Annotated in this window: 24 protein-coding genes; all 24 read left to right on the top strand. The window is 66.1% G+C overall.

Going from position 1 to position 12,171, the window contains the following annotated elements:
• Positions 1 to 3 precede the first annotated feature (3 nt).
• Positions 4 to 285 carry a 30S ribosomal protein S19 gene (rpsS, locus tag ACK1X7_RS23070; RefSeq protein ID WP_014178772.1) on the top strand — a complete coding sequence of 94 codons (282 nt, stop codon included), beginning with the start codon at positions 4 to 6 and terminating at the stop codon, positions 283 to 285.
• A 40-nt stretch (positions 286 to 325) separates the two neighbouring features.
• The gene (gene rplV / locus ACK1X7_RS23065; protein ID WP_059148970.1) at positions 326 to 673 is read left to right on the top strand and encodes a 50S ribosomal protein L22; all 348 of its coding nucleotides are present in this window, start codon (positions 326 to 328) and stop codon (positions 671 to 673) included.
• Positions 673 to 1,500, top strand: a complete 828-nt coding sequence (gene rpsC / locus ACK1X7_RS23060) for a 30S ribosomal protein S3 (protein ID WP_014054169.1) — start codon at positions 673 to 675, stop codon at positions 1,498 to 1,500. The genes rplV and rpsC overlap by 1 nt, the downstream gene beginning before the upstream one ends.
• Before the next feature lie 5 nt (positions 1,501 to 1,505).
• Complete coding sequence (rplP, locus tag ACK1X7_RS23055) at positions 1,506 to 1,925, top strand: 50S ribosomal protein L16 (protein ID WP_014054170.1); 420 nt, start codon at positions 1,506 to 1,508, stop codon at positions 1,923 to 1,925.
• A complete protein-coding gene (gene rpmC, locus ACK1X7_RS23050; protein ID WP_009715874.1) occupies positions 1,925 to 2,149 on the top strand; it encodes a 50S ribosomal protein L29 in 225 nt (74 codons plus the stop codon). Before rplP ends, rpmC begins: the two co-directional genes overlap by 1 nt.
• Entirely contained in the window at positions 2,149 to 2,436 is a 288-nt protein-coding gene (rpsQ, locus tag ACK1X7_RS23045) for a 30S ribosomal protein S17 (RefSeq protein WP_014054172.1), read from the top strand. The genes rpmC and rpsQ overlap by 1 nt, the downstream gene beginning before the upstream one ends.
• A 100-nt stretch (positions 2,437 to 2,536) precedes the next feature.
• Positions 2,537 to 2,905 (top strand): 50S ribosomal protein L14, encoded by a 369-nt coding sequence (gene rplN / locus ACK1X7_RS23040; protein WP_003998823.1) that lies wholly within the window; start codon positions 2,537 to 2,539, stop codon positions 2,903 to 2,905.
• Positions 2,906 to 2,908: 3 nt separating this feature from the next.
• Positions 2,909 to 3,232, top strand: coding sequence for a 50S ribosomal protein L24 (rplX, locus tag ACK1X7_RS23035; protein ID WP_014054173.1), 324 nt, complete (start codon positions 2,909 to 2,911; stop codon positions 3,230 to 3,232).
• Positions 3,232 to 3,792 carry a 50S ribosomal protein L5 gene (gene rplE, locus ACK1X7_RS23030; RefSeq protein ID WP_014054174.1) on the top strand — a complete coding sequence of 187 codons (561 nt, stop codon included), beginning with the start codon at positions 3,232 to 3,234 and terminating at the stop codon, positions 3,790 to 3,792. Before rplX ends, rplE begins: the two co-directional genes overlap by 1 nt.
• Positions 3,793 to 3,795: 3 nt before the next feature.
• The gene (locus ACK1X7_RS23025) at positions 3,796 to 3,981 is read left to right on the top strand and encodes a type Z 30S ribosomal protein S14 (RefSeq protein ID WP_003948630.1); all 186 of its coding nucleotides are present in this window, start codon (positions 3,796 to 3,798) and stop codon (positions 3,979 to 3,981) included.
• Positions 3,982 to 4,190: 209 nt separating this feature from the next.
• Complete coding sequence (rpsH, locus tag ACK1X7_RS23020; RefSeq protein ID WP_055556099.1) at positions 4,191 to 4,589, top strand: 30S ribosomal protein S8; 399 nt, start codon at positions 4,191 to 4,193, stop codon at positions 4,587 to 4,589.
• A gap of 20 nt (positions 4,590 to 4,609) precedes the next feature.
• Positions 4,610 to 5,149: a 50S ribosomal protein L6 gene (rplF, locus tag ACK1X7_RS23015; protein WP_351896460.1), complete on the top strand. Its 540-nt coding sequence runs from the start codon at positions 4,610 to 4,612 to the stop codon at positions 5,147 to 5,149.
• Between the two features lie 3 nt (positions 5,150 to 5,152).
• A complete protein-coding gene (gene rplR, locus ACK1X7_RS23010; protein ID WP_059148968.1) occupies positions 5,153 to 5,536 on the top strand; it encodes a 50S ribosomal protein L18 in 384 nt (127 codons plus the stop codon).
• A 43-nt stretch (positions 5,537 to 5,579) separates the two neighbouring features.
• Entirely contained in the window at positions 5,580 to 6,185 is a 606-nt protein-coding gene (gene rpsE / locus ACK1X7_RS23005; protein WP_030835127.1) for a 30S ribosomal protein S5, read from the top strand.
• A gap of 2 nt (positions 6,186 to 6,187) precedes the next feature.
• The gene (rpmD, locus tag ACK1X7_RS23000) at positions 6,188 to 6,370 is read left to right on the top strand and encodes a 50S ribosomal protein L30 (RefSeq protein ID WP_009715866.1); all 183 of its coding nucleotides are present in this window, start codon (positions 6,188 to 6,190) and stop codon (positions 6,368 to 6,370) included.
• Between the two features lies 1 nt (position 6,371).
• Positions 6,372 to 6,827, top strand: coding sequence for a 50S ribosomal protein L15 (gene rplO, locus ACK1X7_RS22995; RefSeq protein ID WP_059148967.1), 456 nt, complete (start codon positions 6,372 to 6,374; stop codon positions 6,825 to 6,827).
• A 204-nt stretch (positions 6,828 to 7,031) separates the two neighbouring features.
• Positions 7,032 to 8,345: a preprotein translocase subunit SecY gene (secY, locus tag ACK1X7_RS22990; protein WP_059148966.1), complete on the top strand. Its 1,314-nt coding sequence runs from the start codon at positions 7,032 to 7,034 to the stop codon at positions 8,343 to 8,345.
• Positions 8,345 to 9,001 (top strand): adenylate kinase, encoded by a 657-nt coding sequence (locus ACK1X7_RS22985; RefSeq protein WP_385138343.1) that lies wholly within the window; start codon positions 8,345 to 8,347, stop codon positions 8,999 to 9,001. Before secY ends, ACK1X7_RS22985 begins: the two co-directional genes overlap by 1 nt.
• Positions 9,002 to 9,090: 89 nt before the next feature.
• A complete protein-coding gene (gene map, locus ACK1X7_RS22980) occupies positions 9,091 to 9,927 on the top strand; it encodes a type I methionyl aminopeptidase (protein ID WP_216342581.1) in 837 nt (278 codons plus the stop codon).
• 150 nt (positions 9,928 to 10,077) lie between these two features.
• The gene (gene infA, locus ACK1X7_RS22975; protein ID WP_003956442.1) at positions 10,078 to 10,299 is read left to right on the top strand and encodes a translation initiation factor IF-1; all 222 of its coding nucleotides are present in this window, start codon (positions 10,078 to 10,080) and stop codon (positions 10,297 to 10,299) included.
• 27 nt (positions 10,300 to 10,326) lie between these two features.
• Positions 10,327 to 10,440 (top strand): 50S ribosomal protein L36, encoded by a 114-nt coding sequence (gene rpmJ / locus ACK1X7_RS22970; protein WP_003956441.1) that lies wholly within the window; start codon positions 10,327 to 10,329, stop codon positions 10,438 to 10,440.
• Between the two features lie 195 nt (positions 10,441 to 10,635).
• Positions 10,636 to 11,016 (top strand): 30S ribosomal protein S13, encoded by a 381-nt coding sequence (gene rpsM / locus ACK1X7_RS22965; RefSeq protein WP_014054183.1) that lies wholly within the window; start codon positions 10,636 to 10,638, stop codon positions 11,014 to 11,016.
• A gap of 66 nt (positions 11,017 to 11,082) precedes the next feature.
• Positions 11,083 to 11,487, top strand: a complete 405-nt coding sequence (gene rpsK / locus ACK1X7_RS22960; RefSeq protein WP_009715860.1) for a 30S ribosomal protein S11 — start codon at positions 11,083 to 11,085, stop codon at positions 11,485 to 11,487.
• A 27-nt stretch (positions 11,488 to 11,514) separates the two neighbouring features.
• Complete coding sequence (rpsD, locus tag ACK1X7_RS22955) at positions 11,515 to 12,141, top strand: 30S ribosomal protein S4 (protein ID WP_059148963.1); 627 nt, start codon at positions 11,515 to 11,517, stop codon at positions 12,139 to 12,141.
• The last annotated feature ends 30 nt before the right edge of the window (positions 12,142 to 12,171 follow it).

The raw sequence follows: 12,171 nt of genomic DNA, 5'->3' as shown, positions 1-12,171 counted from the left end.
TAGATGCCGCGCAGTCTCAAGAAGGGGCCCTTCGTCGACGACCACCTGATCAAGAAGGTGGATGTCCAGAACGAAGCCGGCACCAAGAACGTCATCAAGACCTGGTCCCGCCGCTCGATGATCGTCCCGGCCATGCTCGGCCACACGATCGCGGTGCACGACGGCCGCAAGCACGTCCCGGTGTTCGTCACCGAGTCGATGGTCGGCCACAAGCTCGGCGAGTTCGCGCCGACCCGCACCTTCCGCGGCCACGAGAAGGACGACCGTAAGTCGCGTCGTCGCTGATCGGCGGAAGAGACTCATGACAGACACCGAAGGGACAACCATGGAAGCCAGGGCCCAGGCGCGGTACATCCGCGTCACGCCCATGAAGGCCCGCCGCGTGGTGGACCTCATCCGTGGCATGAGTGCCACGGAGGCTCAGGCGGTCCTGCGTTTCGCCCCGCAGGCCGCGAGCGTGCCGGTCGGCAAGGTGCTGGACAGCGCCATCGCCAACGCCGCGCACAACTACGACCACACCGACGCCGACAGCCTCTTCATCTCCGAGGCATACGTCGACGAGGGCCCGACCCTGAAGCGGTTCCGTCCGCGTGCCCAGGGCCGCGCCTACCGGATCCGCAAGCGGACCAGCCACATCACCGTGGTCGTCAGCAGCAAGGAAGGAACCCGGTAATGGGCCAGAAGGTTAACCCGCACGGGTTCCGGCTCGGCATCACCACCGACTTCAAGTCGCGCTGGTACGCCGACAAGCTGTACAAGGACTACGTCAAGGAAGACGTCGCCATCCGCCGGATGATGACGAAGGGCATGGAGCGCGCGGGCATCTCCAAGGTGGAGATCGAGCGCACCCGTGACCGCGTCCGCGTCGACATCCACACCGCCCGGCCGGGCATCGTCATCGGCCGCCGCGGCGCGGAGGCCGACCGTATCCGCGGCGAGCTGGAGAAGCTGACCGGCAAGCAGGTGCAGCTCAACATCCTCGAGGTGAAGAACCCCGAGGTCGACGCTCAGCTCGTGGCCCAGGCCGTGGCCGAGCAGCTCTCCTCCCGCGTCTCCTTCCGTCGTGCGATGCGCAAGTCGATGCAGAGCTCGATGAAGGCCGGTGCCAAGGGCATCAAGATCCAGTGTGGTGGCCGTCTCGGCGGCGCCGAGATGTCGCGCTCGGAGTTCTACCGCGAGGGCCGTGTGCCCCTGCACACCCTCCGGGCCAACGTCGACTACGGCTTCTTCGAGGCCAAGACCACCTTCGGCCGCATCGGCGTCAAGGTGTGGATCTACAAGGGCGACGTGAAGAACATCGCCGAGGTCCGCGCCGAGAACGCCGCCGCCCGCGCCGGCAACCGCCCGTCGCGCGGTGGCAGCGACCGCCCGCAGCGCCGTGGTGGCGAGCGCGGTGGCCGTGGCCGTAAGCCGCAGCAGCAGCAGAGCGCCCCCGCCGAGGCCCCCAAGGCCGAGGCCACCGCCGCTCCGGCTGCTGAGAGCACCGGAACGGAGGCCTGACCGACATGCTGATCCCTCGCAGGGTCAAGCACCGCAAGCAGCACCACCCCAAGCGGTCCGGCATGGCCAAGGGCGGCACGGAGCTGGCGTTCGGCGAGTACGGCATCCAGGCCGTCACCCCGGCGTACGTCACCAACCGGCAGATCGAGGCCGCTCGTATCGCGATGACCCGCCACATCAAGCGTGGCGGCAAGGTCTGGATCAACATCTACCCGGACCGTCCGCTGACGAAGAAGCCTGCCGAGACCCGCATGGGTTCCGGTAAGGGTTCGCCGGAGTGGTGGGTCGCGAACGTCAAGCCCGGCCGGGTGATGTTCGAGCTGTCCTTCCCGAACGAGAAGACTGCGCGTGAGGCGCTCACCCGCGCTGCTCACAAGCTCCCGATGAAGTGCCGGATCGTGCGGCGCGAGGCAGGTGAGTCGTGATGGCGGCCGGTACCAAGGCGTCCGAGCTGCGTGAGCTGAACAACGAGGACCTCGTTGGCAAGCTCCGTGAGGCCAAGGAAGAGCTGTTCAACCTCCGCTTCCAGGCGGCGACCGGACAGCTTGAGAACCACGGCCGGCTGAAGGCCGTCCGCAAGGACATCGCCCGGATCTACACCCTGATGCGGGAGCGCGAGCTCGGCATCGAGACGGTGGAGAGCGCCTGATGAGCGAGACGAATGTGACTGAGAACGCAACGCAGAACCGCGGCTTCCGCAAGACCCGTGAGGGTCTGGTCGTCAGCGACAAGATGGACAAGACCGTCGTCGTCGCCGTCGAGGACCGCGTCAAGCACGCGCTGTACGGCAAGGTCATCCGCCGTACGAACAAGCTCAAGGCGCACGACGAGCAGAACGCCGCGGGTGTCGGCGACCGTGTCCTCCTGATGGAGACCCGGCCGCTGTCCGCGACCAAGCGCTGGCGCGTCGTCGAGATCCTCGAGAAGGCTAAGTAATTCCTGCGGGCAATAGTCCGCAGGACAGTTCCGCCAGGCTCGGCAGGGGCTGGAGATATCCAGCCCCCGCCGGGAACCGGCAGACGATCAGGAGATAGACGTGATCCAGCAGGAGTCGCGACTGCGCGTCGCCGACAACACGGGCGCGAAGGAAATCCTTTGCATCCGTGTTCTCGGTGGCTCCGGTCGCCGCTACGCGGGCATCGGTGACGTCATCGTCGCCACCGTCAAGGACGCGATCCCCGGTGGCAACGTGAAGAAGGGTGACGTCGTCAAGGCGGTCATCGTGCGCACCGTCAAGGAGCGCCGCCGCCCGGACGGTTCGTACATCCGCTTCGACGAGAACGCGGCCGTCATCCTCAAGAACGATGGCGACCCCCGCGGCACCCGTATCTTCGGCCCGGTGGGCCGTGAGCTGCGCGAGAAGAAGTTCATGAAGATCATCTCGCTCGCGCCGGAGGTGCTGTAACCGATGAAGATCAAGAAGGGCGACCTGGTCCAGGTCATCACCGGTAAGGACAAGGGCAAGCAGGGCAAGGTCATCGCGGCCTTCCCGCGCGAGGACCGGGTCCTGGTCGAGGGTGTCAACCGGGTCAAGAAGCACACCAAGGCCGGACAGACCGCTCGTGGTTCGAAGACCGGCGGCATCGTGACGACCGAAGCCCCGATCCACGTGAGCAACGTTCAGCTCGTGGTGGAGAAGGACGGCAACAAGGTCGTCACCCGCGTCGGATACCGCTTCGACGACGAGGGCAACAAGATCCGCGTTGCCAAGCGGACCGGTGAGGACATCTGATGACTGCCACCACCACTGCACCGCGCCTCAAGGCGCGCTACCGCGAAGAGATCCAGGGCAAGCTGCAGGAGCAGTTCTCCTACGAGAACGTCATGCAGATCCCGGGGCTGACCAAGGTCGTGGTCAACATGGGTGTGGGCGACGCCGCCCGCGACTCCAAGCTGATCGAGGGCGCCATCCGCGACCTCTCCACGATCACCGGTCAGAAGCCCGCCGTCACCAAGGCCCGTAAGTCCATCGCGCAGTTCAAGCTGCGTGAGGGCCAGCCGATCGGCGCCCACGTCACCCTCCGCGGTGACCGCATGTGGGAGTTCCTGGACCGTCTGGTGTCGCTCGCGCTGCCGCGCATCCGCGACTTCCGCGGTCTGTCGCCGAAGCAGTTCGACGGCCGGGGCAACTACACCTTCGGTCTCACGGAGCAGGTCATGTTCCACGAGATCGACCAGGACAAGATCGACCGCGTCCGGGGTATGGACATCACCGTGGTGACCACGGCGACCAACGACGACGAGGGCCGCGCCCTGCTGCGTCACCTCGGCTTCCCGTTCAAGGAGGCGTGAGCCGTGGCGAAGAAGGCTCTCATTGCCAAGGCCGCCCGCAAGCCCAAGTTCGGCGTGCGTGGTTACACGCGCTGCCAGCGTTGCGGACGTCCGCACTCCGTCTACCGCAAGTTCGGCCTGTGCCGCGTGTGCCTTCGTGAGATGGCTCACCGTGGCGAGCTGCCGGGCGTGACCAAGAGTTCCTGGTAATCGACCCTTACGGGTTGATACCGGACTCTCGGTAAGCAAATGGATGGCGAGCCCCGCCCGTCCACTCCCGTAGAGTGGAACGGTTGGGCGCTCGCCGCCCAGAATCCTTACTACGCCGTAGGTCCCCGCGCCGCACCCGTGCCCGCCTTTGAGCGGGTGAGAGGGATGGCGCATACAGGAAACCCCGGCGAGAGAGGCCGAAGGCCATCATGACCATGACCGATCCGATCGCAGACATGCTGACGCGTCTGCGAAACGCGAACTCGGCGTACCACGACTCCGTCGTGATGCCGCACAGCAAGATCAAGTCGCATATCGCGGAGATCCTCCAGCAGGAGGGCTACATCACGGGCTGGAAGGTCGAGGACGCCGAGGTCGGCAAGAACCTCACCCTCGAGCTGAAGTTCGGCCCGAACCGCGAGCGCTCGATCGCCGGCATCAAGCGGATTTCGAAGCCGGGCCTGCGGGTCTACGCAAAGTCCACCAACCTGCCGAAGGTGCTCGGCGGCCTGGGCGTGGCGATCATCTCCACGTCGCACGGGCTCCTCACCGACAAGCAGGCCGGCAAGAAGGGCGTGGGTGGGGAAGTCCTCGCCTACGTCTGGTAACCAGGGAACGGAGGAAGCACATGTCGCGCATTGGCAAGCTGCCCATCCAGGTTCCCGCTGGTGTGGACGTCACCATCGATGGCCGCACGGTCGCCGTGAAGGGCCCCAAGGGTTCTCTCTCGCACACCGTCGCCGCGCCGATCGATGTCGCCAAGGGTGAGGACAACACTCTCGTTGTCACCCGCCCCAACGACGAGCGTCAGAACAAGGCCCTGCACGGCCTGTCCCGCACGCTGGTGGCGAACATGATCACCGGCGTGACCCAGGGCTACAGCAAGGCGCTCGAGATCAGCGGTGTGGGTTACCGCGTCCAGGCCAAGGGCTCCAACCTGGAGTTCGCCCTGGGCTACAGCCACCCGATCCTGGTCGAGGCCCCCGAGGGCATCACCTTCAAGGTGGAGTCCCCGACCAAGCTGAGCGTCGAGGGCATCGACAAGCAGAAGGTCGGCGAGGTCGCCGCGAACATCCGCAAGCTGCGCAAGCCCGACCCGTACAAGGCCAAGGGCGTGAAGTACGCGGGCGAGGTCATCCGCCGCAAGGTCGGAAAGGCTGGTAAGTAAGCCATGGCATACGGTGTGAAGATCGCCAAGGGCAACGCCCGTAAGGCGGCTGCCGTCAAGCGGCGTCACATCCGCGTCCGCAAGCGGGTCTCCGGCACGCCGGTCCGTCCTCGCCTCGTGGTGACGCGGTCCAACCGTCACATGGTGGCGCAGGTCATCGACGACATCGCGGGCCACACGCTGGCCTCGGCGTCGACGCTGGACAGCGCCATCCGGGCGGCCGAGGGCGACAAGAGCGCCCAGGCGCAGCAGGTCGGCGCGCTGGTCGCCGAGCGGGCGAAGGCCGCGGGCATCGAGGCCGTCGTGTTCGACCGTGGTGGCAACAAGTACGCCGGGCGGATTGCCGCTCTGGCGGACGCCGCCCGCGAGGCCGGGCTGAAGTTCTGAGCCCCGGTTCCAACGCAAAGCGGAAACGAGAGAGGTAAATCCAATGGCTGGACCCCAGCGCCGCGGTGGCGGCGCCGGTGGCGGCGAGCGGCGGGACCGGAAGGACCGGCGGGACGGTGGCGCTGCCGCCGAGAAGACCGCTTACGTCGAGCGTGTTGTCGCGATCAACCGCGTCGCCAAGGTTGTGAAGGGTGGTCGTCGCTTCAGCTTCACCGCGCTGGTCGTGGTGGGCGACGGTGACGGCACCGTGGGTGTCGGTTACGGCAAGGCCAAGGAGGTGCCGGCCGCGATCGCCAAGGGCGTGGAGGAGGCCAAGAAGCACTTCTTCAAGGTCCCCCGGATCGCCGGCACCATTCCGCACCCGATCCAGGGTGAGGAGGCCGCGGGTGTTGTGCTGCTGAAGCCGGCGTCCCCCGGTACCGGTGTGATCGCCGGTGGCCCGGTGCGCGCCGTGCTGGAGTGCGCGGGCATCCACGACGTGCTCAGCAAGTCGCTCGGTTCGTCGAACCCGATCAACATCGTGCACGCCACGGTGGCCGCTCTCCAGGGCCTTCAGCGCCCCGAGGAGATCGCCGCCCGCCGTGGTCTGCCGCTGGAGGACGTCGCTCCCGCCGCTCTGCTGCGGGCGCGTGCCGGGGTGGGTGTGTGAGCATGGCCCGCCTGAAGATCACGCAGACGAAGTCCTACATCGGCAGCAAGCAGAACCACCGCGACACCCTGCGTTCGCTCGGGCTGAAGAAGCTCGGCGACGTGGTTGTCAAGGAGGACCGCCCCGAGTTCCGCGGCATGGCGACCACCGTGCGGCACCTCGTGACGGTCGAGGAGGTCGACTGAGATGGCGGAGAACAACCCGCTGAAGGTCCACAACCTCCGGCCCGCCCCGGGCGCCAAGACCGCCAAGACCCGTGTCGGTCGTGGTGAGGCGTCCAAGGGTAAGACCGCTGGTCGTGGCACCAAGGGCACCAAGGCCCGCTACCAGGTTCCGGAGCGCTTCGAGGGTGGGCAGATGCCCCTCCACATGCGGCTCCCGAAGCTCAAGGGCTTCAAGAACCCCTTCCGCACCGAGTACCAGGTCGTGAACCTGGACAAGCTGGCCGCGCTCTACCCGCAGGGTGGCGAGGTCACGGTGGCCGATCTGGTCGCCAAGGGTGCGGTGCGCAAGAACCAGCTCGTCAAGGTGCTGGGCTCCGGTGAGGTCTCCGTGGCGCTCCAGGTGACGGTCGACGCCGTCTCCGGCTCCGCCAAGGAGAAGATCACCGCTGCCGGTGGCACCGTCACCGAGCTCGTCTGAGCACGGTGCACACCCGACCGGGGATGCCCTAGTTACGGGGCATCCCCGGTTGGTCGTTCCAAGCGGGGCCGGGTCGCCGGTAAGGTGGCTGGCGTTGTTACCTTCCGCGCGGTACGCCTCCGCGCGGGTCCTGGCTGATAAGTATTCGTCGATCCTCAAGACCGTCACCTCTCGCGAAGCGACGCGGGGGGCGCAGGAGGCACCGTGCTCACCGCGTTCGCCCGGGCGTTCAAGACGCCCGACCTGCGCAAGAAGCTGCTGTTCACGCTGGGCATCATCGTGCTCTTCAGGCTCGGGCAACATATCCCGATCCCGGGCATCGACTACAAGAATGTCCAGACGTGCATGGACCTCGCCAAGGGCCAGCAGGGTCTGTTCGGCCTGGTCAACATGTTCAGTGGTGGCGCACTGCTCCAGATCACCATCTTCGCGCTCGGGATCATGCCGTACATCACGGCGAGCATCATCCTCCAGTTGCTGACCGTGGTGATTCCGCGTCTCGAAGCCCTCAAGAAGGAGGGCCAGGCCGGGCAGTCGAAGATCACGCAGTACACCCGCTATCTGACCATCGCGCTGGCGATCCTCCAGGGCACCGGCCTGGTGGCCACCGCCCGCAGCGGCTCGCTCTTCCAGAGCTGCCCCGTCGGCGGACAGATCGTCCGGGACGACTCGATCTTCACCACCGCCGTGATGGTCATCACGATGACCGCCGGCACCGCGCTGATCATGTGGCTCGGTGAGCTGGTCACCGACCGCGGCATCGGCAACGGCATGTCGATCCTGATGTTCGTCTCCATCGCCGCCGGGTTCCCGAGCGCGATGTGGAGCATCAAGCAGCAGGGCAAGATCATGGGGGGCTGGCTGGAGTTCGGCCTGGTGATCCTCTGTGGTCTGGCCATGGTCGGCCTGGTGGTCTTCGTCGAGCAGGCCCAGCGCCGGATCCCGGTGCAATACGCCAAACGCATGATCGGCCGCCGCTCGTACGGCGGTACGTCCACCTACATCCCGATGAAGGTGAACCAGGCGGGTGTGATCCCCGTGATCTTCGCCTCATCGCTGCTGTACATTCCGGCGCTGATCGTCCAGTTCTCCAATTCGAAGGCCGGCTGGGCGACCTGGATCTCGCAGAACTTCGTCAAGGGCGACCACCCGATCTACATCGCCACGTACTTCCTGCTGATCGTCTTCTTCGCATTCTTCTATGTCGCCATCAGCTTCAACCCCGAAGAAGTTGCCGACAACATGAAGAAGTATGGTGGGTTCATCCCGGGTATCCGGGCTGGTCGTCCCACCGCGGAGTATCTGAGCTACGTGCTGAACCGCATCACGTGGCCCGGTGCGCTCTATCTGGGCTTGATCGCCCTGGTGCCCACGGTGGCACTGGTGACGCTCAACGCCAATCAGAACTTCCCGTTCGGCGGCACGAGCATCCTGATCATCGTGGGTGTCGGCCTGGAGACTGTGAAGCAGATCGAGAGCCAGCTTCAGCAGCGACACTACGAAGGGTTCCTCCGCTGATGCGAATCGTCCTCGTCGGGCCTCCGGGAGCCGGTAAGGGTACGCAGGCCGCGTACCTTGCCGAGAAGCTGTCGATCCCGCATATCTCCACAGGCGACCTGTTCCGCGCGAACATCAGCCAGGGCACTCCCCTCGGCAAGCAGGCGCAGGAGTACATGCGGGCCGGGCAACTGGTACCGGACGAGGTCACCATCGGCATGGCGGAGGACCGGCTGGAGCAGCCGGACGCACAGCCCGGCTTCCTGCTGGACGGGTTCCCGAGGAACCAGATCCAGGCCGAGGCCCTGGACACCTACCTGGGCGAGCGCGGTGTCTCGCTGGACGCGGTGCTGGACCTGGAGGTCCCCGAGTCCGAGGTGATCAAGCGCATCGCGGGCCGCCGCACCTGCCGTCAGGACAGCTCGCACACGTTCCACGTGGAGTACAAGCCGCCGAAGGTCCCGGGCGTCTGCGACGTCTGCGGCGGCGAGCTGTACCAGCGCGAGGACGACAGCGAGGAGACGGTCCGCAAACGACTCGAGGTCTACCACCGCGAGACCGAGCCGATCATCGACTACTACAAGGCCAAGGGCCTGGTCGTGACGATCTCGGCGCTCGGCAAGGTGTCCGAGGTCACCCAGCGGGCGATGGACGCCCTGGCGGCCAAGGCGGCCTAGAGATACAGAGCTGATCGGCCGCGATGCCCGCCCGGGCGTCGCGGCCGTACTGTTGAGCAGAATCGATGGACCGCGTGGAAGGCTGAGTGATGGTGGAGATCAAGACTCCCGAGCAGATCGCGAAGATGCGTGAGGCGGGACTGGTCGTCGCCGCCATCCATGAGGCGACGCGGGCGGCCGCCGTCCCCGGCGCCACCACCAAGGACCTGGACGACGTCGCCCGTAAGGTCATCGCCGACCACGGCGCCAAGTCGAACTTCCTGGGCTACGGCGGCTTCCCCGCCACGATCTGCACCTCGGTGAACGACATCGTGGTCCATGGCATCCCGGACCAGGAGACCGTCCTCAAGGACGGCGACATCATCTCCATCGACGCGGGCGCGATCGTGGACGGCTGGCACGGCGACGCCGCCTTCACCGCCTTCGTGGGCACCGGTCACGCCCCGGAGCTGTACGAGCTGAGCCGGGTGACCGAGGAGTCGATGTGGGCCGGGATCGCGGCGGTCCGCAAGGGCCACCGGCTCATCGACATCTCCAAGGCCATCGAGGGCTATATCCGCCGCCAGCCCCGCCCGGCCTCCGGCAAGTACGGGATCATCGAGGACTACGGCGGCCATGGCATCGGGTCCCAGATGCATATGGACCCGCATCTGCTGAACTATGTCTCCCGGAAGCGCGGCAAGGGCCCCCGGCTGGGCGCCGGCTTCTGCATCGCGATCGAGCCCATGGTGAGCCTGGGCACCGCGAAGACGCATGTGCTGTCCGACGACTGGACCGTCAAGACGGACGACGGAACCTGGTCCAGCCACTGGGAGCACTCGGTCGCGCTGACCGAGGAGGGCCCGCTGGTGCTGACCGCCGTGGACGGCGGCAAGGCGAAGCTGGCCGAGCTGGGCGTGGAGACCGCGCCCGATCCCCTGGCCTGACGATCTCCGTGGGCATAAAGATCTCGATTCCGGGGCATCATGCCCCGGATTCGTGTTTCGGGATGCCCTGACGTAGACTGACACGTCGGCTCACGCATGCCCTCCCGCATGTGGCGGGCCGATCAAGGTAGCCGATCCCGAAAGCAGGACATGGCCAAGAAGCAAGGCGCCATCGAAATCGAGGGCACCGTGATCGAGTCTCTGCCGAACGCGATGTTCAAGGTGGAGCTCCAGAACGGTCACAAGGTCCTCGCGCACATCAGCGGCAAGATGCGTATGCACTACATCCGCATCCTGCCCGATGACCGGGTCGTGGTGGAGCTGTCTCCGTACGACCTCACGCGCGGACGGATCGTCTACCGCTACAAGTAGATCTCACGACCCGGAGAACCTCACACCATGAAGGTCAAGCCGAGCGTCAAGAAGATCTGCGACAAGTGCAAGGTGATCCGCCGCCACGGCCGGGTCATGGTCATTTGCGACAACCTGCGCCACAAGCAGCGCCAGGGCTGACGCACACCGGCCGGAATCCTGCATCACTCGCAGCATCTTCGCGCGACGTCATAACTTTGCGTACATACGCAGTCACCCGTCCCCGCCTCGCGGGGACGACACCCCCGGTCGGAGGCCGGGGACCCGGCAGCCGTGCCAACGGTGGCCGGGAGCGGTGCTGCGGAAGACCTCCGACAACCATCTGGAGCCAGATTCATGGCACGCCTCGCAGGCGTTGATCTCCCGCGCGAAAAGCGCGTCGAGGTCGCCCTCACCTACGTCTTCGGCATCGGTCGCACCCTTGCCCAGCAGACGCTCGCCAACACCGGTGTGAACCCGGACACCCGCGTTCGTGACCTGGGCGAAGAAGACCTGGTCAAGATCCGCGAGTACGTGGACAACAACATCAAGACCGAGGGTGACCTCCGTCGCGAGATCCAGGCCGACATCCGCCGCAAGGTCGAGATCGGCTGCTACCAGGGTCTGCGCCACCGCCGCGGCCTTCCGGTCCACGGCCAGCGCACCAGCACCAACGCCCGCACCCGCAAGGGCCCGCGTCGCGCGATCGCCGGTAAGAAGAAGCCGGGCAAGAAGTAGTCCGCACCGGACGCTGTCAAGCGGTCCGAGCTGTAGGACCGACCACCTCCACGGGAGAATTCAGGAATGCCTCCGAAGAGCAGGACGGCCGGCGCCAAGAAGGTGCGCCGCAAGGAGAAGAAGAACGTCGCCCACGGGCACGCTCACATCAAGAGCACGTTCAACAACACCATCGTCTCGATCACGGACCCGACCGGGAATGTGATCTCTTGGGCCTCGGCCGGCCACGTCGGCTTCAAGGGCTCGCGCAAGTCCACTCCGTTCGCCGCGCAGATGGCCGCCGAGTCGGCCGCCCGCCGCGCGCAGGAGCACGGCATGCGCAAGGTCGACGTGTTCGTCAAGGGTCCGGGCTCCGGCCGTGAGACCGCGATCCGCTCGCTCCAGGCCACCGGCCTGGAGGTGGGTTCGATCCAGGACGTCACTCCGACTCCGCACAACGGATGCCGCCCGCCCAAGCGTCGGCGCGTCTGACCGGCTGAAGTAGGAGACAACAGAAACATGGCGCGTTACACCGGGGCCGACTGCAAGCGTTGCCGTCGGGAGAAGCAGAAGCTCTTCCTCAAGGGGAGCAAGTGCGAGAGCGCGAAGTGCCCGATCGAGATCCGTCCTTACCCCCCGGGTGAGCACGGTCGCGGGCGCACCAAGGACAGCGAGTACCTGCTTCAGCTCCGTGAGAAGCAGAAGGCGACCCGCATCTACGGCGTCCTTGAGAAGCAGTTCCGTGGCTACTACGCGGAGGCGAACAAGAAGTCCGGCAAGACCGGTGAGAACTTGCTTCGCATCCTCGAGACCCGCCTCGACAACGTGGTCTACCGGGCCGGCTTCGCCAAGTCCCGCGACCACGCTCGTCAGCTCGTCCGCCACGGACACATCAATGTGAACGGCCGCAAGACCGACATCCCGTCGGCCCGCGTCACCGTGAACGACATCATCGAGGTCCGCACGAAGTCCCGGACCCTGACCCCCTTCCAGGTGGCTCAGGCCGAGGCGGGCGAGCGCACGGTGCCGGCGTGGCTGGAGGCCATTCCGTCCCAGCTCCGGATCCTCGTGCACTCCATGCCCGAGCGCCAGGTGATCGACACCCAGGTGCAGGAGCAGCTCATCGTCGAGCTCTACTCCAAGTAGTAGACCGCTGGACGATACGGGCGGTACGGC

Source organism: Streptomyces sp. CY-1 (assembly GCF_047218265.1).
Classification (GTDB): domain Bacteria; phylum Actinomycetota; class Actinomycetes; order Streptomycetales; family Streptomycetaceae; genus Streptomyces; species Streptomyces niphimycinicus.
This window is presented reverse-complemented; position numbering and strand designations above follow the sequence as displayed.